Below are 19,166 nucleotides of genomic sequence, written 5' to 3'. Positions count from 1 at the left end.
CAACTCGTTGAGCTGAATCGCTCCAGCTTTCCTAGACACTCTCCAAGTTCTGGAAATAGCGTTTTTCAAACTCCACTGGCGATAGCTGCATAGCGCTGCTGTGCCGGCGCTTTGGGTTATAGAACATCTCGATGTAATCGAACACATCACTGCGGGCTTCTTCGCGGGTTCCGTAGGTTTTCCGTCGGATGCGTTCCCGCTTCAGCAACTGGAAAAAGCTTTCCGCGACCGCGTTGTCGTGACAGTTAGCCATCGCCCGCGCCCTGGCCATGAAGCCGGCCGCCATGCTGTTCGACGAACCCACCTCGGCGCTCGATCCCGAATTGGTGGGCGAGGTGCTCCAGGTGATGCGCGACCTGGCCGCCGATGGCATGACCATGGTGGTGGTGACCCACGAGTGACCCACGGGATGGGCTTCGCCCGCGAGGTGGCAGACCGCGTCTGCTTCCTGCACGGCGGTCGCATCGTCGAGAGCGGCCCGGCAGAGCAGGTGCTCGGTGCGCCCGAGCATCCTCGCACCCAGGACGTCCTGCGCCGGGTCCTGACACCCAGCGGGGGTGCGCGCTGATGGATGCTGCCCGTCTCTCCCCAGGACAACCGCTGCCGCCCTCGTTGTGGGCCGCTACCGCCATCCCTGGCCCACCCCTGCAGCCGCTCCAGGGTACCCAACGCACCGACGTCCTGGTGATCGGCGGCGGCTATACAGGTCTTTCCACAGCCCTGCATCTGGCCGAGGCCGGTGTCGATGTCTGCCTGCTGGAGGCTCACCAACTGGGCTGGGGCGCTTCGGGGCGCAACGGTGGCCAGGTCAATCCGACCCTCAAGTACGATCCGATGAACTGGAACGGCTGTTCGGCCCGTCCCGAGCGAAGCCCCTGATCGCGGCCATCTCGGGTGCCGCGGACCTGGTCTTCGACCTCATCGCCCGCCATGGCATGCACTGCACCTCGGTACGCCAGGGCTGACTGCAGGTGTCCTACTCCGCCAAGGGCGTGCCGGGGCCGCATGCCCGGGCCCGCAAGTGGCAGACCCGTGGCGTGCCCGCGGATTGCCTGGACGCCGAGGCGCTGCAAAGCCGCATGGGCACCACGGCCTTCGCCGGCGGCTGGCGCGATGGCCGGGCCGGCGGCATCCAGCCGCTGTCCTATCTGCGTGGCCTGGCCTGGCCTGGGCGGCTGAGGCGGCGGGCGCGCGCCTGCACGAGCGCAGCCCGGTCACTGGCCTCCATTCTCGGGATGGACGCTGGCAGGCCAGCCTGGCGGACGGTTCCTCGGTCAGCGCCGAGCAGGTGGTGATCGCCACCAAAGGCTACACTGGCGCGCTCTGGCCGGGCCTGGAGCGGACCATCCTCGCCGCCAACAGCTTCATCGTCGCCACCGAACCCGTGACCGGCGAGGCAGCGGCGAGCATCCTGCCCGGCGGCGAAACCGCGTCCACCGCTCAACGCTTGCTGCTCTACCTGCGCCGCGATGCCGAGGGTCGGCTATTGATGGGCGGTCGTGGCCATTTCGACGATCCCCAAGGCGCGGGTGATTTCGCCCATCTGGAGCGTTCCCTGGAATTGCTTTTTCCTCAACTCGGCAAGCCGCGCTACGGCCATCGCTGGGCAGGACGCATCGCCATCACTCGTGATTTCTTGCCGCACCTGCACGAACCGGCGCCGGGGGTCACCCTGGCCCTTGGTTGCAATGGCCGTGGCATCGCCCTGTGCACCAGCCTCGGACGCCAATCTGGCGAACCGCCTGACGGACACCGGAGCGGACTTCCCCTATCCGCTCAGCCCCTTGAGCCCCATCCCGCTGCACCGCTTGCAGCGTTTTTACATAGGCGCCGGAGTTGCCTGGTACTGAATCACCCCGGGTTTCGTGGAGGCCTCAACTCTTGAGAAGATGAGGCCATGAAAAAGACTACGACCTACTCCCCTGAAGTCCGTGAACGTGCCGTGCGCATGGTTCTGGAGCATTTGAACGACTATCCCTCCGAGTGGGCCGCCATTGAAGCCATCGCGCCGAAGATTGGCTGTGCAGCGCAGGCGTTGCATGGCTGGATTCGCCGTCATCAGACCGACGCAGGTCAGCGTCCAGGCCCGACAACCGAAGAGCGCGAACGCATCAAGGCGTTGGAGCGGGAGAACCGCGAACTGCGCAAAGCCAATGAAATTCTGCGTCTGGCCAGTGCGTATTTTGCCCAGGCGGAGCTCGACCGCCGCACCAAGTCCTGAGGGCTTTTATCGGTCAGTACCGTGACCGTCTTGGGGTCGAGTCGATCTGCCGCGTCTTACAGATCGCCCCGTCCGGTTACCGTAGGCATGCGGCCCAGCAGCGCAACCCCGAATTACGTTGCTGCCGCGCTCGACGCGATGACGCATTGATCATGGAAATCCAGCGCGTATGGGACACCAACATGCAGTGCTATGGCGCAGTGAAGGTCTGGAAGCAGTTACGGCGAGAAGGCATCGCAGCTGCCAGGTGCACGGTAGAGCGATTGATGCGTCGTGCTGGATTACAGGGCATAAGGCGTGGCCAGGTCGTGCGCACAACGGTGGCTGGCGACAAGGCTCTTTGCCCGCTGGATCGCGTCCAACGCCAGTTCCATGCCGACCGCCCGAACCAGTTGTGGGTGTCGGACTTCACCTATGTATCGACCTGGCAGGGCTGGCTGTACGTGGCGTTCGTGATCGACGTCTTTGCACGCCGGATCGTCGGCTGGCGAGTCAGTACTAGCATGAAGACAGACTTCGTACTGGATGCCCTGGAGCAAGCCCTGTATGCCCGTCAGCCGCATTGCACAGGTGGGCTGATCCATCACAGCGACCGTGGCAGTCAGTACGTCTCCATTCGCTACACTGAGCGATTGGCAGAGGCCGGTATAGAGCCCTCGGTGGGTAGCAAGGGAGACAGCTACGATAACGCCCCGGCCGAAACCATCAACGGGCTGTACAAGGCCGAGCTGATTTACCGTCAGTCATGGAAGAGCCGCGAAGCCGTCGAAATGGCGACCTTGAAATGGGTGCACTGGTACAACCACCAACGCCTGCTGAGCTCAATCGGCTATATCCCGCCTGCGGAGGCTGAGGCAAACTTCCACCAGCAGCAAACAGATCAGGCCGTGGCGGCCTGACTTAAACGAAACGGCCTCCACGAAACCCGGGGTGATTCAATGTTAGGCTTGTGCTTCACGAGAGGGCTCCTAATTCCAATCGCCCAGCACCGATTATTGCGTTTGTGTCTTTGGTCCTGCTAAGCCCGCATGACCTACGAGCCATGGGTCATATAATGGCCATACATAACCGCTTGTCTTAAAAATAAGACCGCTTGGTCAATCTTCCTATCTCGCGGATTTAGATTCGCCTGATTTCACCGATACATCGCTCATTCACTCTTCCAGGTAGGGGCGCGTCATGTTCAACAAAGGCCTAAAACAAGAACTGCAGCGCCTCCGCGAGCAGGTGGACTCCTTCAAGCGGCTGAAGGCCGAGCTCGACGTGGAAATGCTGGGCCTGGAACTGGATGGCCGCGGCTGCATCTCCGCGGTGAACGCCAACTTCGAAAAGGAGATAAGCGTGCGCGCCGCGGATTTGCTGGGACGCCCCCTGGCGGACCTCCTTCCGGCGCACGTCCGCAACCAGGAATACAGCCGCCGACTGCAGCAGGCGCTGAGTCGCGGCGAGCCCTATAGCGGTGCCCTGCATCTCTTGCGTGGCGACGGTCAGGAAGCCTGGTTGCGCGGCATCCTGCACCCCTTCCATGACAGCCAGGGCCAGGTGACGCGCTTCCGACTGTTCTGCAACAACCTGACGAGAACCATCGAAACCTCGCGTGAGCATGAAAGCCTGCTCAAAGCGCTGCGCCGCTCCACGGCGGTGATCGAGTTCAACCTCCAGGGCGAGGTGCTCGATGCCAACGAGCGCTTCCTGCAGGCCATGGGTTATTCCTTGGCGCAGATCAAGGGCAAGCACCATCGGCTGTTCTGCGAGCCGGCCGAGGCCAATTCCGAGGCCTACGAGCAATTCTGGGCGCGCCTGCGTCGCGGCGAATTCGTCGTGGATCGCTTCAAGCGCCTGGATGCCCATGGCCGCGATGTCTGGCTGGAAGCCTCCTACAACCCGGTGATCGATGCCCATGACCGGCTGTACAAGGTGGTCAAGTTCGCCACCGTGATCACCGATCAGGTCCAGCAGGAGCAGGCGGTGTCCGAAGCCGCCAGCGTGGCCTTCGAGACCTCCCGGCACACCGACGACACGGCCCGCAAGGGCGCGGCGGTGGCGCAGCAGACGGTGGAGGTGATGCGTGCCCTGGCCACCCAGATGCAGGAGGCGGTGAAGGGCATCGAGGCGCTGGACAACCAGTCCCAGGTGATCGGCACCATCATAAAGACCATCAGCGGCATCGCCGAGCAGACCAACCTGCTGGCGCTCAACGCGGCCATCGAGGCGGCCCGGGCCGGCGAGCAGGGCCGCGGCTTCGCCGTGGTGGCCGACGAGGTCAGGCAGCTGGCCTCGCGCACCAGCAAGGCCACCGAGGAGATCGTCGGGGTGGTGCAGCAGAATCAGCAACTGGCCGGCGAAGCGGTGACGGTGATCGAGAACGGCCGTCGCCAGGCCGAGCAGGGCCTGGAACTGGCGGGTCAGGCCGGCCAGGTGATCGTGGAGATCCAGGACGGCGCTCAGCGCGTGGTCGGCGCCGTGGGGCGCTTTGCTCAGCACCTATCGACCTAACCATGCTGTACCTGCCGACAGGTGGCGAGCGGCCGGAGGTGAAGGAGGGAGGACGAGGCCCTTCTCAAGACGCCTTCACCTATCTGGTAGGCGGCATACCTACGAGGCCTGGGTCTAGGGCCTAAGCTCAAGCGTGAATTTGCGAAATTCCCACGCCAAACCCGATCAGGCTACCGCTTTCGCACGTGTGCTTTCGCAAAGCTTACGACCACTACCAACAGTACGGTCCATTGCCATGATCGGCACGATCATCAGCAGCGACCTTGAGTTGATCGGCCAGCTGCAGCCGTACTAGACGGCGGTTCGTGGCGGTAACCCTGGAAGACGCGCTGGCCGCACGGCGTCTTTACCGTGAACGCCTGCAGCGACTGGAGCAGCTGTTGGCGAGCTAGAGAACCGTTGGCAAGCGGGTGACCCGTCGAGAGATCCTGAAGGCGTCGTTCGTAACGGACGCGTTTTCAGGATCGTCACTCCAAGAAATCCTGAATTTCGCAAAAGAGGCTGATCGACAACACCAGGGTAGGGAAGCGAGAGTCGCAGCTGGGGGCCGTATCAGGGGTAAAGCTAAAGACTGGATGGGAAGGCAAAGGGCAGTCGTTAGCCTAGACCCATATCCAATTTAACATAAGTTGTGTTATGCGAAGTGGACGTGTTACGGCCAAATAGTAATGTCGCGATCCAGCCAGATAGAAATGTCCCGATCACGTATTGCAGCTAGCCTACCGGCTTTGCAGCCGATGCGGAGCGATCAGGATGTCAGCCTACGAGCGGATCACGATGAGCCTACGTGAAGTTGGTCGCCTCAAGGTCATCCAGGCGGTGACCGAGGGGTTCCTTACGCCAACACGCGCCGCCCAGCGCCTGCAGCTGAGTTCCCGGCAGGTTCACCGCCTGGTGCAACGTTACCGGGACGCCGGCGTTTCGGGCCTGACCTCACGTAAGCGCGGCCAGCCCAGCAATCATCAGCTGCGGCCTGGCCTTGAGCAGCGTGCCGCCGCTCTAATCCGGCAGCACTACCAGGATTTCGGTCCCACGCTTGCGGCCGAAAAGCTCGTTGAATGTCACGGCTTACGCCTGGCCAAGGAAACCGTCCGGCGCATCATGATGGATGCCGGGTTATGGACGCCGCGTCGGCAGCGACTGCCCAAGGTGTACCAGCCACGCAATCGCCGGGCCTGCCTGGGCGAGCTGATCCAGATCGATGGCAGCGATCATCGATGGTTCGAGGACCGAGCACCGGCATGCACCCTTCTGGTCTACATCGACGACGCCACCAGTCGCCTGATGCACCTAGCCTTCACCCGCAGCGAATCGACCTTCAGCTACTTCCAGGCTACCCGGGCCTACTTGGAGCACCACGGTAAGCCCTTGGCGCTCTACAGCGACAAGGCCAGTGTGTTTAGAGTCAACAGCAAAGATGCTCAGGGTGGCGATGGCCACACGCAGTTCGCCAGGGCCATGTTCGAGCTGAACATCGATACCTTCTGCGCCAACTCCAGCCAGGCTAAGGGCCGCGTGGAGCGAGCCCATCTCACCTTGCAGGATCGCCTGGTCAAAGAATTGCGACTACGAAACATCAGCACTGTCGACGCCGCTAACGCTTATCTGCCGCTTTTCATGGCCGATTACAATCGCCGCTTCGGTAAAATTGCCTGCTCGGATTTCGATGCGCACCGGCCAGTACGCGACGACGAGGACCTGTCTCTAACCTTCACATGGCGGGAATCGCGGCGGGTATCGAAAAGCCTCACGCTGCAGTACGACAGACGTCTCTATGTCCTGCACGACACGCTACAAGCACGAGCTTTAGCAGGCCGATACGCAGAGATCTATCACTACCCTGACGGCCGGATTGAGGTCCGTTCAGCAGGGATTCTCTTTTCCTACGAGACGTTGGATCAGTTGCCTGAGGTCAGCCAAGGCACCATCGTGGAAAACAAGCGGCTGGGCCACGTCTTGCAGGCCGCGCAGCGGATGCAAGAGCAGCGCGATAGCCGTCGGTCCCAAGCGGTACCTGGCAATCCAAAGCCAACCAAAGCGCAGCGCCAAGAGTCGCCGAAGAAGAAGGCCAAAGATTTCATGCCGGAGGATATCGTGGCTGCCCTCGATAAAAGCCGGCCTCCGAAGCGTAGCCGTCATGCGTCAGTCAATCAGCGCTGAAGGGCTCAGTGCGCTTGTAGCGGCCGGGGCCGCATACGACGTGCGCGCAATTCCAGGTCCCGAGGGCCATGGGTGGCAATTGCAGGTGCGTTATAGCAAAGAGAGCCGACATTTTCCTCTCCGCTCCCGGCGCGAATTAATAAGGGTGTTTCGGTCACTCGATGCGCTCAATAGGTATGCACAGGGTATTGGAATACGAGGGTTCAGGATCGAAACCTGACTCTTTTGTAATCCTCGGCTCAGTCAACTGAAAGCTTTCCAGCGCTACCTTGTGGTCCGCGGCATGTGCCGCTGTATTTGCCCAAGGTGCTTCGTCATGAACGTTTCTAAAGCTGTGTTCCTCGCTCTTGCTTTAACCCTTTCCTCGTCTGCTTTTGCTGAAGGGGGCGCCGATCGCGTCTTCACTCGCATGATGGACGCCCAACAAGCAGCGCAAAGCAAGAAAGCCGAGCCGAGGCTAGCTGGCACGTCTGCAGAAAAAAAGATGAAGACGGCAAGGCTTGCTGCTAGCGAAGCGGCCTACCCAATGCTTACAGAAATGTAATCGCGCCCTACAAAGCGCTATGACATCTTTCCGCCTAATCTTCTAACTCCTGTACACGGCACCGGTGCCGTCCTCGCTACCAGGACCTGCTCGTATGGAATCAAGAACCTCTCGACGTACCTTCGTCAAAGGCCTCACGGCCGCCGGCATGCTTGGTGGGCTGGGTCTGTGGCGTTCGCCCAGTTGGGCGGCGGCTGGGTCGACAACGCCCCGCACACTGACGGGTACAGAGTTCGATCTGTCGATTGGCGAGATGCCGGTGAACATCACCGGGAAGCGCCGTACGGCGATGGTGATCAATGGCGGATTGCCGGGCCCCCTGTTGCGTTGGAGGGAGGGCGACACGGTGACGCTTCGCGTGCGCAACAGGCTTGATGCGGCTACCTCCATACACTGGCATGGCATCATCCTGCCTCCAAATATGGACGGGGTACCGGGACTGAGCTTCGCGGGTATCGAGCCAGGCGGCATGTATGTCTACCAGTTCAAGCTCCAGCAAAACGGGACCTACTGGTACCACAGCCACTCCGGCTTCCAAGAGCAGGCCGGTGTGTATGGGCCTTTGGTCATCGAGGCTAAGGAGCCGGAGCCGTTCAAATACGATCGTGAGCATGTGGTGATGCTGACGGACTGGACGGATGAAGATCCGGCTTCGCTGATGCGCACGCTGAAAAAACAGTCCGACTACTACAACTTCCACAAGCGTACCGTTGGCGACTTTGTCAATGACGTGGCTGACAAGGGCTGGGCCGCGACGCTGGCGGATCGCAAGATGTGGGCTGAGATGAAGATGAACCCCACGGACCTTGCGGATGTAAGCGGCGCAACCTACACCTACCTGCTCAATGGCCAGGCTCCGAACATGAATTGGACAGGCCTGTTCCGTCCTGGCGAGAAGCTACGGCTTCGATTCATCAATGGCTCCGCCATGACGTACTTCGACATCCGTATCCCAGGCCTGAAAATGACCGTCGTAGCGTCTGATGGCCTTTACGTGAACCCGGTTGAGGTCGACGAGCTTCGTATCGCCGTGGCCGAAACCTACGATGTCATCGTCGAGCCCACAGGCGAGGCTTACACGGTCTTCGCCCAGTCAATGGATCGTACCGGCTATGCTCGCGGCACCCTTGCCGTGCGGGATGGCTTGGTGGCTCCAGTCCCTCTACTTGATCCTCGCCCCTTGGTCACGATGGACGACATGGGTATGGGCGGTATGGACCATGGCGGCATGGACGGCATGAATTCGGCGGCTGGTGATGATATGCAGACCATGAGCAGCATGGGAGGCAGCCCCATGCCAGCCATGGACCACAGCAAGATGTCCTCTATGCAGGGCATGGACCATGGCGCTATGGCGGGGATGGACCATGGTTCGATGTCTGGAATGGCCGGAATGACCATGCAAAGTCATCCCGCGAGTGAGAAGAACAACCCGCTGGTCGACATGCAGGCGATGACCCCTACCGCCAAATTGAATGACCCCGGCCTGGGTCTGCGTAACAACGGACGTAAGGTACTCACCTACGCCGACCTCAGAAGCACTTTTGAAGACCCTGACGGCCGCGAACCAAGCCGTACTATCGAGCTACACCTGACAGGACACATGGAGAAGTTCGCTTGGTCCTTTGATGGCATCAAGTTCTCCGAAGCTCATCCTCTGGTTCTGAAATACGGGGAGCGGGTGAGGATTGTGCTGGTGAACGACACGATGATGACGCACCCGATTCACCTGCACGGAATGTGGAGTGACCTGGAGGACGAGGAAGGCAACTTCCTGGTTCGCAAGCACACCATCGATATGCCACCCGGATCCAAGCGCAGCTATCGCGTCACCGCCGACGCCCTGGGGCGATGGGCCTATCACTGCCATCTGCTGTACCACATGGAGATGGGTATGTTCCGCGAAGTCCGGGTAGAGGAGTGAAGCTAGTGACCGCGTTGAATCGACTCCACGTTTGTTCGCTGCTTGCCATCACCAGCTTCAGCATCGCTTCGGTTGGTGCCTTTGCTGCCGAAGCGGGCAGTTCTGACCTGGACCACAGCCAAATGCAGGGGATGGATCATTCCAAGATGCAGGGCATGGACCACAGCCAGATGCAGGGAATGGATCATTCCAAGATGCAGGGCATGGACCACAGCCAGATGCAGGGGATGGATCATTCCAAGATGCAGGGCATGGACTCTGGAATGACCACCATGGCGCCCAGCAAGCCGGCAGCCCTCGCTCAAAGCCGCACACCTATTCCGCCCATCACGGATGCCAACCGGGCGGCCGTCTATCAAAGCGGCAAAGGTCACACGGTCCATGACGATGCCCTCAACTACTTCCTGTTGTTCGATCAGCTTGAGTGGCAGGACGCTGATAACGGCAGTGTGCTGAGTTGGGACGTCAACGGTTGGGTAGGGGGGGATATTGATCGGCTGTGGATTCGCTCCGAGGGGGAGCGCACCAACGGCAAAACCGAATCCGCCGAGCTACAAGCGTTGTGGGGCCACTCGATCGGCCCGTGGTGGGACGTGGTGGGTGGCGTACGGCAGGACTTCAAACCAGGGCCGCCTCAGACGTGGGCCGCATTTGGTCTCCAGGGTCTGGCCTTATACAACTTCGAGGCCGAAGCGACCGCTTTCCTTGGAGAGGGTGGCCAAACTGCGTTGAGGCTGGAAGGCGACTACGACATCTTGCTGACCAATCGCCTGATCTTGCAGCCCACCGCCGAAGCTAATTTTTACGGGCAGAACGACCCCAAACGCGGAATCGGCTCAGGCTTGTCCGAGACGGAAGTCGGAGTGCGCTTGCGGTACGAAATTTACCGGGAATTCGCCCCGTACATTGGCGTTAGCTGGAACCGCTCCTATGGCAACACTGCCGATTTTGCCCGGGAGGAAGGGGAAGACCGCAGCGAAGCCCGCCTGGTCCTGGGCGTACGTATGTGGTTCTAACCAGACACCAAATCTCATTCCCCACGAACGCCCCTTGGGCTGTAGGAGTTCGCATGTTCAATCGTGCACCTTTCATCACGCTCTTTGCCGCTGGAATGCTGTTTAGCGCCCTGGCTCAAGCCCATCCCAAGCTGGTGTCTTCGACGCCTGCCGAAGGAACTGAAGGCGCCGCCCCGGCAAAGATCGAGCTGCACTTTTCTGAAAACCTGGTCACTCAGTTTTCCGGCGCGAAGCTGGTCATGACGGCGATGTCGGGTATGGAGCATCCGCCGATGGCGGTCAAAGCGGCTGTTTCGGGTGGCAGTGATCCTAAGACCATGGTCATCGCACCTGCCTCGCCTTTGACGGCCGGCACCTACAAGGTCGATTGGCGGGCGGTGTCATCAGATACCCACCCCATCACCGGTAGCGTGACGTTCAAGGTCAAATAGACATGGAAGATCCGTTCAGCATCGGACTTCGCTTCGCGTTGTATGCCGATTTGATGATGCTGTTCGGGCTGGCGCTCTTCGGTCTCTATAGTTTGCGTGGCCCTGAGCGCCGCTCGGGCATGGTGTTGCCCTTCCTGCCTTTGCTGGCTACAACCGCGGTGGCGGGTCTCTTGCTCTCCGCCGTGTCTATGGTGCAAATGGCCAAGGCTATGAGTGGCGTGGCGGAATGGGGCGAGGCCATGCCGCACGTTGAGATGATGATCGCCGAGACGGAGCTTGGCACCGCCTGGCTTATCCGTATGGCCGCACTCGTGGCCGCTGCTGTGGCCATTGCCTTCAATCCTCGTTGGCCAATGGCGAGCCTGACCGTGGTTTCGCTGCTGGCAGGCGTGGCGCTGGCCACACTGGCGTGGGCCGGGCACGGCGCCATGGACGAAGGCTCCCGCCGCTTCTGGCACTTCAGCGCAGACATACTTCACCTATGGGCCTCCAGTGGCTGGTTCGGCGCGCTGGTGGCTTTTGCCTTATTGCTGCGGCCCAGCAAAGTGGAAACGCGGGCGTCAGTCCAGATCCTATCGCGCACGCTTACCGGCTTCGAGCGAGCCGGGGCGGTGATCGTGGTGCTGATCGTCTTCACAGGTGTGATGAACTATCTGCTCATCGTCGGACCCCAAATCAGGGGACTGGCGCAAAGCACCTATGGCCTGCTGCTGCTGGGAAAGCTGGGCCTTTTCGGCGTGATGATCGGGCTGGCTTCGGCCAACCGCTTTCTCTTGAGCCCGGCATTGGAGCAAGCAGTCCACCAAGGCGATTACACGCGTGCGGCACGGTCTATTCGCTACAGCATGGCCTTAGAACTGGGTTCCGCCATTTTGGTGCTTGGGTTGATTGCTTGGCTTGGTACGCTATCTCCCGAGATGGAAGCGGGGATGTGAGTTTGCCTGGCCCCGTAGTGCCGTCCCGAAAAGATCGTGTAGCCGAGGATGGAGCATGAAGCTGCTGGTAGCTGAAGACGAACCCAAGACCGGAATCTATCTGCAGCAGGGCCTCCGAGAGGCTGGCTTCACGGTAGATCGAGTGGTCACCGGAACGGATGCCATCGATCAGATGCAGACTGAAGCCTATGACCTGCTGATTCTCGACGTGATGATGCCCGGCCTCGATGGTTGGGGGGTGGTCACACGCCTGCGTGCTGCCGGTCAGTCGGTACCGGTGCTGTTTCTGACGGCACGGGATGGCGTGGACGACCGAGTCAAAGGATTAGAGCTGGGCGCCGATGACTACCTGGTCAAGCCCTTTGCCTTTTCAGAACTGCTGGCACGTGTTCGAACGCTATTAAGGCGCGGGCATGGTAGCCCACCGATTCAAACGAACCTGCAGATCGGAGATCTGCAGGTTGACCTACTCAAGCGCCGCGCCACGCGGGGCGGCAAGCGAATTGACCTTACCGCTAAAGAGTTCGCCTTGCTGGAGTTGTTGATGCGTCGGCGAGGCGAGGTCCTGTCAAAATCTCTTATCGCATCACAAGTATGGGACATGAATTTCGATAGCGATACGAATGTCATCGAGGTGGCGATTCGGCGGTTAAGGGCCAAGATTGACGATGACTTCGAGGCGAAACTTCTCCACACCTGCCGTGGAATGGGCTACAGGCTAGACGTGCAGGACGAAGGATGAAGCCAGGTTCACTTACCTTCCGCCTCAGCCTCATGTTTGTAGCCGCGGTCGTCGCTGTCCTCATCATCGTGGGCATCGCTTTCAACGAGCTGAGCCGCCACCATTTTCGTGCTCTGGATGCCCAGGCTCTGGAAGAAAAGCTTGAAGCGATCACCCAGATTGCTCAAGAGCCCGGCGCGAATTCGGACCAGCTCAAGATTCGCTGGCACACGCTACTGGGAGCACATCCCGATCTCAGCGCGGTATTCCTCCAGGCTGACGGAAGCCTCTTTTTTGCAGAGCCTCCCCAGTCATCGGTGCCGTCCCTGGCTCAGGCGACCGAGCACGATGGCGTGTGGGAGTGGGAAAGTGACGGACACATGTTCAGGGCCTTGAAGGCGCCAGTCTCGTCGTCGGAGGCCACTGCTCCGCTGACCATGTGGTTGGTACTGGACGTCACGACGCATATGCACTTCTTCGCCATGCTGGAGCGCTGGTTCTGGGGCGTTCTGCTAGCCAGCACCGTGCTGAGTGCCGCACTTGGTTGGCTGGTTGCCAAGAATGGGCTGCGGCCGGTGGCCAAGGTGACCCAGACAGCCGCCTCGATGTCCGCAGGCTCCTTGAAGGAGCGTATTCCTCTGGAGCCCGTGCCCGATGAGTTACGCGAGCTCATCACCGCCTTCAATTCCATGCTCGGTCGCCTGGACGACTCGTTCATACGTCTATCGAATTTTTCTGCCGACATCGCACACGAGCTACGAACCCCGATCAGCAACCTGCGGACTCATACCGAGGTGATCCTGGCCCAAAAGCGGGACTCGGACGTGTACGAGGAGAATCTGACCTCCAACCTGGAAGAGCTCAATCGCCTGTCGGGAATCATCGACGGCATGCTGTTCCTGGCCAAGTCCGACAACGGCCTGATCGTACCTGAACCGGTCGAGCTGGATTTGGGTAGGGTCATCGGCAAGCTGTTCGGATACTACGAGCTTCTGGCTGAGGATAAGGGTATCCAGCTCAAGGCATCGGGAAGCGCCTTGATCTTTGCGGATAGCGTGATGATCGACCGTGTCGTGTCGAATCTGCTGTCCAATGCCCTGCGCTATACCCCTTCTGGAGAGACGATTGAGGTCTACATCCAGGACTATGGCAGCCGTGTAGAGCTTCGGATAGAAAACCCCGGCCCCAAAATTCCACCGGAGCACCAGGCGAGGATCTTCGACCGGTTCTATCGGGTGGATCCAGCACGTCGCGAAGGTGACGGCAATGCGGGGCTCGGGTTGGCCATCGCCCGGTCGCTGATGACGGCGCATGGTGGCACGATCAACTGTACATCCCAAAGAGGCCGAACGGCCTTCACCCTGACGTTCTTGCGACCTGTTGGCATGCAAACCTGAGCGGATGGCTACCGGTGAGCGGGCCATACCTACGGGCGCTTTCAAAACTACCATCGGGAATGGCTTACAGAATTGTAATGTTCCAGGCAAAACCAATTGCGGCAGGCGCCGGTCGCATATTTTGGGTCCTCTGGACCGAGGTCGGCAGCCGCTCACGCGAGTGGAGTTGCCTACTCACTTCGGGGCCACTCAGGTTCGTCACTCTTTCCCAATCTGGAGATTTACCATGACAAACTCTATGTTCGAATCTTGTATCCAGGCCTGCTCCAACTGCGCTATCGTCTGTGAAACCTGCGCCTCCGCCTGCCTGCGCGAAGACGACGTGAAGATGATGGCGCGCTGCATCGAGCTCGACCGAGACTGCGCCGACATTTGCTACATGGCTGCCACGCTAATGGCTCGCGAGAGCGAGTACGCCAAGCAGTTCTGTGCCCTGTGCGCCACGATCTGCCGTGCCTGTGGCGAAGAGTGCGCCAAGCACGAGGCGCAGCATTGTCAGGCGTGTGCCGAGGCCTGCATGCGCTGTGCCGAGGAATGCGAGCGAATGGCCGCCTGATATCGGTCAGTCAGAGGTGGGGCGGCTCGGCTGCCCTCACCATCTATGCCTCCGTCACACTTAATTGCATCAGTCACTTCACTGACCTGTAACGGCTTCAGGGCATTGGGCGTCCCGGTCCGGCCATGTACGCCTGCACTCAGCTGCCCAAACCTGGCGGAAACCACCGTGACAGCACGAAGCCTCTGGTAGAAGCCAGTACCGAGCTGCGATTGTCATCGCTGCTTTCGTGAAGCTAGAAGACGGCGGCTACTATCAGCAGTCCTGCAGCTAGGTACCAACTATTGATGTCACTCCGATAAGAGTTAGGCTCGGACGTAAGGTCATAATGACATTTTTACTTAGCTGTCAGAGCGACATCTCTACTTAGCCTTGACAGGACGCGCAGCCGGACAGGGCGGCCGTGCGTGCCTACAACCGGTCATGGCGCAAGATCAGATCCAGAATCCGTGCACGCGGTTCGAAACGATGTGCAGCCAGCAAGGATGACGAAAAATGCCTTACTGGTTAGAAAACTTTTACAACTGACGGGATTATTTAAATCCTACACTGTTATCAGCCATTTTAAAAAAATCATCACGCGCACTTTTCTCGAATGGCTTCATTTCGGCGATATCCTTCTTCATGCTCGCCATGCAGGCATTCATTGTGTTTTGCAATGCATAAATAGTTTGTGCCCGGTGCCTGGCCATTTGGTATTTGTAGCTATATTCGTTCGGCTGATAAATTTTTAGAAAGTATGCGGAATCCGAGTATAAAATCGAAGCGACCGCGGAGTTGACAGAAAAATCAGTGAACAGCTGATCTGTAGCACCCTTGGCTTTTTCGATTTCTTCATTTAATACAGACGCCATTGCTGAGCAACGTGCATAAAACTCCGCTTTTTCTGGGCTATGAGGACGCTTGGGTGATAGACCAACAACGATAGGCTCAGAAATGATAGTGGTACCCGCTACCTTGCCCTCCTGACCCTTTAGCAGACTGCGGGCCATGCTTACCTTTTCCGCTCCAAGCTTGCTTTCGGCTGCGTCTATCAGAAGCTTGATTTTTGGAAGGTCGTCTGACTTGAGCTTAGTGCTCATCAGTAGCTCTTGAGCGAGCTGAATCTGCGAATCGGCGTTGCCATCGTCAGACTCGAATCGGAGTGTATCGATATAAACATCGTAGCGAGAGGTGGGAGCTTCGCCTTCTTCCTGAGCTTTCCACTCGACGGACGTCCTTGGGAAGTCAGCGTGAGCCCAATTGCAAGCGAGCACGCTCGATACCAGAATAAATTTCCATGCCCTACCGTTCATATCCACCTTCCATACTGAGTTCTGGCATGATTATCGGCGGTAGATAGAAAAGCTTTAGGCACAAAAAACGTCGAAGCGGGGCTTGTACGGGGAAGCTATCGAGCTTCCTCGGGCTCCATACATCCTAGGCGTCGTCATGCTATTCAAGAGGGCCGCAAGGAAAAAAGTTCTCGCAGTCGGACTCAACATACTGCGTCCGGCCGCCGAACTGAAGGGTAAGTACGCTGGCGTCATCTGATCCATCTGCTATCGCATCTTGCGCAGCATGGCTTTTGTACCAGTGGCCATCTGTACATACGATTAGCCGATCCGGTTGAGCATAGGTAACGCTGCAGCTTTCTGGGACGTGCGCACGATGCACCTTTAAGCATCGCGTCAGCACATGCCGTGCATCGACCGGCGCTGAAATCCCCAGCAGTTCCGCTTGGCGACTGAGCGTATGCGGAACCGTTATCCAGGTAACCGACTCATCGGTCTTCAGGATGCCTAGCTGGCAGTCGCCTGCATAAAGTACCTCCACTTGGAGGACGCGTAGGTCAACGAATACGCAACAATAAGCCGCTTTCTCAATCGAAAACTTCGATCTCAGCCGGTCTTGCTCAGCGTTGATAAGCGCGCGGAGTGAGTCTCCATCAAGCGGCGAAGAAGACTCTTGTGTAGCGATGACGATAGACCTTGCCCAGTGCTGCGCAAATGCGGCCCCATCGCCATCTTCGGCCGCGTCAACTACTACCGCCATTACGCCATATTCTGTATACCCTACCGCAGCAGCATCGTTATTGCTGCTGCGCCCTACGCCTTGGCGGCTCTGCCACGTAACGTGCATCAGCCGACTTCCCCGATCAAGGCTCGCATACGCTCGTACAGCAATCTTTCACGCTCGGGATCGTTTCTGGTTTGGTCGCTGATGGCCTCTGGAAATTGGGGGCAGTCGCTGAATAAAAGGCCGATCTCGGCAGCAATGTAATTTCGAACATCGTCACCTGCCTCTTGGATCTCATCCAAAAGCTCTTCGCGGCCCTCAATAAGATTAAAGATGTCTTCTAGGTCCCGGTTGGCGACCGGCTTTCCATTTCCCCTGCCCTTCCATGCTTCGAGTTTGGTCGCGATGAAGTACACCGGATTGACCAGTTTGATTGAAGTGTGCTCGTCCAATCGGTATCGACTTGAGCTCTTGATCGCATCTTGGTACCAGCGATTCGTAAATCCCAGTGAGTCGTCGGCCGGCATAAAATCAACGCGGAGGTCGCCAAGCATCATCGTGCAAATTGGAACGTTTTGCTTCGCAAGGTGGGGCGTCCTAAACCCAGACGCTCGCAGGCGGTTCTGTAGCTCTAAATATTTAATCGCTCCCATTACGGGTACGATCAAGTCGACGTCATCCGTAGCCCGCACTTGATCGCGAATGAACTCGTCTGTGAGCAGTAGACCGGTTGTACACCCTCCTACGAACGTCATGTCTTCGCACAAATCAGGCCCTAGAGCGTGCGCCACCTTGCATATCATCTCTTTCAAAATCGGAAAGACGTTCATGTCATCTCCAGGCGTTCGCGCAGAAGCTCAATAGCCAAATTTCGCTCCCGTGGTTGGCCAACACGAATGGAATCCACTAGCGCCAACAACGCGTACATCTCTGGATCCTTTCGAGCTGCTAGCACTGCGGTCTTGAAGAGTGGTTCAACTTTCATTCCCATCGTTTTCCCTCGGGCATATGGCCACACCGGGATATGTTCACCGCTGCTGATCAGTGAGCGCGAAAGGACAGGAGCGGCGAATCCGGTCGCAATGCCTCTGGTCAGTTCGCCGTACCGAGCTGGAAAGACGAACCGCAGTCCATAGACGAGAAACTCTAATAGAGCCTGGGTGTTGACCCGGGGAAGCTGAGAGCGCACATCCACCCTAGCTAGGCCGATCTCTACGCAATGCTTCAGAGCCAGGGCGATCTGTGATTTGCTGATCCCGGTCTGTTCCTCCAACGCGCGTGCGGTGTAGTAGGAGGCGCCTGGTGACATATCGTCGAGATCGAAATCCGGTTGATACGAGAAGGCGGCATCTTCCTCATTATGGTGCCAGTCGCGCCAATCGTGTGGCCACGTCGCTACAACCTTGTCTCTCGCCTCGTGTTTTTGCAGACATACGAGTCTGAGCATCACGCCTACGTCTTGACCTTTCATTTTTTGCTCGCTCTACTTGTCCCAAGTCCTAGGACACGGGACAATAAGAACAGCAAATTACCTGTTGCGCAAGCGCGCGAGGTCGGCGAGGTTGGGAATAATTGGCCTGCAGCGCGCTTTTAGATACTTAGAGCGGGCGTGAAAAGCTGGCTCGCACGCGTGCCGCAGAAGACCAGTTCTAGGCTACACGCTGGGCGACACCGGTAACGGCCGGTCTGGGTTAGGCGAGGGTCGGTCCCCCGCTTCCACCATCTTCTGCTACCAGCGGCTCGCCAACGCCGTTGTACAGCGCCGCGTCAGCCTCGCGCGCACGTTGCATGCGGATGACCTCGGCCCCGGTGCAACTGTAACGCCGCCAGTACCGCCGTGCTTCGCATCAATCTACCAGCAGGAGCGGAAAGCCGGTCCGCTGAGCGGCCGCAAGTAGGCTATCCAAGAAGGTATTCCAATCGAAGCAGCGGCGGTCGACCCAGCCCTTACCTAAGTGGCGCGCAGGCGATCTGAGGGATATTGACGAAGGAACTCGCTCGCTGCTTCGGCTGGCGCCTGCAGCCATTCCTTGATCGAGCCATTCGGCAGTATCGCCAACATCCGCTTCTCATCTTCAGGCCGATGGTAGTTCTTCATGAAGGGGTGATCGTCAGCGTTGACGGTCAGCATGGTGAAGCTGAAGCGCCCCTTGCCATCTGGATCGCTCCATTCCTCCCACAGCCCAGCGATCGCCATCAGGCCGCCGTCGGCACGCTCGATCCGCGTGGGCACAGCCTTCCCGCTGCGCCAGTCGGGCTCATAGATCGCTGCTGCAGGGATGATGCAGTGCTGGACCCTCTTCCAGGCGGTGCGAAAGGAGTTCTTTGTGGCAGCCGTTTCGGAGCGGCAGTTGTAGGTGCTGCGCCCGAGCTTTCTGCCCTTTGCCCAACCAGGCAGCAAGCCGAACTGGCCTACCGATATGTCGTACTCCGGTGCGCCGTCATCCTGCGCCTCGGCTGGGTTCAGCCGAACGAAGGGTCCCATGTAGAGGGGCCAGAGCTCGCCTTGGTATTGCTCGTCGACGGAAGCGCCGAATGCGCTTTTCAACCGCGCCGGCGTCGGCGCCTCATAGTGACTGCACATGCCCTGTCGCCTCCGGGAAATCTAACCTGGTGCAGCCGCCTTGTTGGCCGCGCCACCTTGTTTGACCCGTTGGCCACGCTGCGTTCCAGATGGGCTGCTGCCACCTTATCGGTCAAGGAGCCGCAAGCACCCCCGCCTCCCAGCCGCAGGCTCAGCGCCAGGGACAGGTGAGTGGGTCCACCC

General features: G+C 59.0%; 16 protein-coding genes, 4 pseudogenes and 1 other annotated feature. Of the genes and pseudogenes, 14 read left to right on the top strand and 6 right to left on the bottom strand.

Annotated elements, in window-relative coordinates:
- Positions 1-31: 31 nt before the first annotated feature.
- Positions 32-247: pseudogene (locus tag ACWPW1_RS21605) on the bottom strand (IS3 family transposase); the annotation flags it as partial.
- Between ACWPW1_RS21605 and glnQ the strand changes: the two are divergent.
- The 14 genes and pseudogenes from glnQ to ACWPW1_RS21535 form a co-directional block, all read left to right on the top strand.
- Positions 243-568: pseudogene (gene glnQ, locus ACWPW1_RS21600) on the top strand (glutamine ABC transporter ATP-binding protein GlnQ); the annotation flags it as partial. The pseudogenes ACWPW1_RS21605 and glnQ overlap by 5 nt on opposite strands.
- Positions 568-1,850 (top strand): annotated as a pseudogene (locus tag ACWPW1_RS21595) (NAD(P)/FAD-dependent oxidoreductase). The pseudogenes glnQ and ACWPW1_RS21595, both read left to right, overlap by 1 nt.
- 47 nt (positions 1,851-1,897) lie before the next feature.
- A protein-coding gene (locus ACWPW1_RS21590) for an IS3 family transposase (RefSeq protein WP_454254000.1) occupies positions 1,898-3,120 on the top strand; the annotation gives its coding sequence in 2 pieces (ribosomal slippage) (positions 1,898-2,183 and positions 2,183-3,120; 1,224 coding nt in all).
- Positions 2,176-2,292: a sequence feature (AL1L pseudoknot), on the top strand. Its footprint overlaps the gene before it by 117 nt.
- Positions 3,121-3,400: 280 nt before the next feature.
- A pseudogene (locus tag ACWPW1_RS21585) lies at positions 3,401-4,177 on the top strand (PAS domain-containing protein); the annotation flags it as partial.
- Between the two features lie 108 nt (positions 4,178-4,285).
- On the top strand, positions 4,286-4,717 hold the full coding sequence (locus tag ACWPW1_RS21580) for a methyl-accepting chemotaxis protein (protein WP_371099789.1): 432 nt from the start codon (positions 4,286-4,288) through the stop codon (positions 4,715-4,717).
- Between the two features lie 753 nt (positions 4,718-5,470).
- A complete protein-coding gene (locus ACWPW1_RS21575) occupies positions 5,471-6,877 on the top strand; it encodes an ISNCY family transposase (protein WP_231357415.1) in 1,407 nt (468 codons plus the stop codon).
- A gap of 316 nt (positions 6,878-7,193) precedes the next feature.
- A complete protein-coding gene (locus tag ACWPW1_RS21570; protein ID WP_074585333.1) occupies positions 7,194-7,421 on the top strand; it encodes a co-regulatory protein PtrA N-terminal domain-containing protein in 228 nt (75 codons plus the stop codon).
- A 94-nt stretch (positions 7,422-7,515) separates the two neighbouring features.
- Positions 7,516-9,345 (top strand): copper resistance system multicopper oxidase, encoded by a 1,830-nt coding sequence (locus ACWPW1_RS21565; protein ID WP_257706749.1) that lies wholly within the window; start codon positions 7,516-7,518, stop codon positions 9,343-9,345.
- A gap of 5 nt (positions 9,346-9,350) precedes the next feature.
- A complete protein-coding gene (locus ACWPW1_RS21560; protein ID WP_017641153.1) occupies positions 9,351-10,361 on the top strand; it encodes a copper resistance protein B in 1,011 nt (336 codons plus the stop codon).
- Positions 10,362-10,414: 53 nt separating this feature from the next.
- Positions 10,415-10,792, top strand: a complete 378-nt coding sequence (gene copC, locus ACWPW1_RS21555) for a copper resistance system chaperone CopC (RefSeq protein ID WP_007163121.1) — start codon at positions 10,415-10,417, stop codon at positions 10,790-10,792.
- Positions 10,793-10,794: 2 nt separating this feature from the next.
- Positions 10,795-11,727, top strand: a complete 933-nt coding sequence (copD, locus tag ACWPW1_RS21550) for a copper homeostasis membrane protein CopD (protein ID WP_074585335.1) — start codon at positions 10,795-10,797, stop codon at positions 11,725-11,727.
- A 55-nt stretch (positions 11,728-11,782) separates the two neighbouring features.
- A complete protein-coding gene (locus tag ACWPW1_RS21545; RefSeq protein WP_074585336.1) occupies positions 11,783-12,469 on the top strand; it encodes a heavy metal response regulator transcription factor in 687 nt (228 codons plus the stop codon).
- Positions 12,466-13,845: a heavy metal sensor histidine kinase gene (locus ACWPW1_RS21540; protein WP_074585337.1), complete on the top strand. Its 1,380-nt coding sequence runs from the start codon at positions 12,466-12,468 to the stop codon at positions 13,843-13,845. The genes ACWPW1_RS21545 and ACWPW1_RS21540 overlap by 4 nt, the downstream gene beginning before the upstream one ends.
- Before the next feature lie 226 nt (positions 13,846-14,071).
- Complete coding sequence (locus ACWPW1_RS21535; RefSeq protein ID WP_007162846.1) at positions 14,072-14,401, top strand: four-helix bundle copper-binding protein; 330 nt, start codon at positions 14,072-14,074, stop codon at positions 14,399-14,401.
- A 533-nt stretch (positions 14,402-14,934) separates the two neighbouring features.
- On the opposite strand, the gene ACWPW1_RS21530 is transcribed toward ACWPW1_RS21535, so the two are convergent.
- The 5 genes from ACWPW1_RS21530 to ACWPW1_RS21510 form a co-directional block, all read right to left on the bottom strand.
- Complete coding sequence (locus tag ACWPW1_RS21530; protein WP_169854969.1) at positions 14,935-15,483, bottom strand: hypothetical protein; 549 nt, start codon at positions 15,481-15,483, stop codon at positions 14,935-14,937.
- Positions 15,484-15,835: 352 nt separating this feature from the next.
- Positions 15,836-16,522 (bottom strand): PP2C family serine/threonine-protein phosphatase, encoded by a 687-nt coding sequence (locus ACWPW1_RS21525; RefSeq protein WP_132833155.1) that lies wholly within the window; start codon positions 16,520-16,522, stop codon positions 15,836-15,838.
- A complete protein-coding gene (locus ACWPW1_RS21520) occupies positions 16,522-17,229 on the bottom strand; it encodes a nucleotidyl transferase AbiEii/AbiGii toxin family protein (RefSeq protein ID WP_007162844.1) in 708 nt (235 codons plus the stop codon). The genes ACWPW1_RS21525 and ACWPW1_RS21520 overlap by 1 nt, the downstream gene beginning before the upstream one ends.
- Positions 17,226-17,870, bottom strand: a complete 645-nt coding sequence (locus ACWPW1_RS21515) for a hypothetical protein (protein WP_007162843.1) — start codon at positions 17,868-17,870, stop codon at positions 17,226-17,228. Before ACWPW1_RS21515 ends, ACWPW1_RS21520 begins: the two co-directional genes overlap by 4 nt.
- Before the next feature lie 480 nt (positions 17,871-18,350).
- Complete coding sequence (locus ACWPW1_RS21510; RefSeq protein WP_007162842.1) at positions 18,351-18,983, bottom strand: SOS response-associated peptidase; 633 nt, start codon at positions 18,981-18,983, stop codon at positions 18,351-18,353.
- Positions 18,984-19,166 lie beyond the last annotated feature (183 nt).

This window comes from Pseudomonas sp. Marseille-Q7302 (assembly GCF_965111925.1).
Note: the sequence above shows the minus strand (reverse complement) of the source record. Positions and strands in the feature narration are given on the sequence as shown.

Excerpts from the sequence above, each read along its gene's own strand:
- ACWPW1_RS21580 (WP_371099789.1), top strand. The coding sequence starts at position 4,286 with ATGCGTGCCCTGGCCACCCAGATGCAGGAGGCGGTGAAGGGCATCGAG.
- ACWPW1_RS21575 (WP_231357415.1), top strand. The coding sequence starts at position 5,471 with ATGTCAGCCTACGAGCGGATCACGATGAGCCTACGTGAAGTTGGTCGC.
- ACWPW1_RS21570 (WP_074585333.1), top strand. The coding sequence starts at position 7,194 with ATGAACGTTTCTAAAGCTGTGTTCCTCGCTCTTGCTTTAACCCTTTCC.
- ACWPW1_RS21565 (WP_257706749.1), top strand. The coding sequence starts at position 7,516 with ATGGAATCAAGAACCTCTCGACGTACCTTCGTCAAAGGCCTCACGGCC.
- copC (WP_007163121.1), top strand. The coding sequence starts at position 10,415 with ATGTTCAATCGTGCACCTTTCATCACGCTCTTTGCCGCTGGAATGCTG.
- copD (WP_074585335.1), top strand. The coding sequence starts at position 10,795 with ATGGAAGATCCGTTCAGCATCGGACTTCGCTTCGCGTTGTATGCCGAT.
- ACWPW1_RS21545 (WP_074585336.1), top strand. The coding sequence starts at position 11,783 with ATGAAGCTGCTGGTAGCTGAAGACGAACCCAAGACCGGAATCTATCTG.
- ACWPW1_RS21540 (WP_074585337.1), top strand. The coding sequence starts at position 12,466 with ATGAAGCCAGGTTCACTTACCTTCCGCCTCAGCCTCATGTTTGTAGCC.
- ACWPW1_RS21535 (WP_007162846.1), top strand. The coding sequence starts at position 14,072 with ATGACAAACTCTATGTTCGAATCTTGTATCCAGGCCTGCTCCAACTGC.
- ACWPW1_RS21530 (WP_169854969.1), bottom strand. The coding sequence starts at position 15,483 with ATGAGCACTAAGCTCAAGTCAGACGACCTTCCAAAAATCAAGCTTCTG.
- ACWPW1_RS21525 (WP_132833155.1), bottom strand. The coding sequence starts at position 16,522 with ATGCACGTTACGTGGCAGAGCCGCCAAGGCGTAGGGCGCAGCAGCAAT.
- ACWPW1_RS21520 (WP_007162844.1), bottom strand. The coding sequence starts at position 17,229 with ATGAACGTCTTTCCGATTTTGAAAGAGATGATATGCAAGGTGGCGCAC.
- ACWPW1_RS21515 (WP_007162843.1), bottom strand. The coding sequence starts at position 17,870 with ATGAAAGGTCAAGACGTAGGCGTGATGCTCAGACTCGTATGTCTGCAA.
- ACWPW1_RS21510 (WP_007162842.1), bottom strand. The coding sequence starts at position 18,983 with ATGTGCAGTCACTATGAGGCGCCGACGCCGGCGCGGTTGAAAAGCGCA.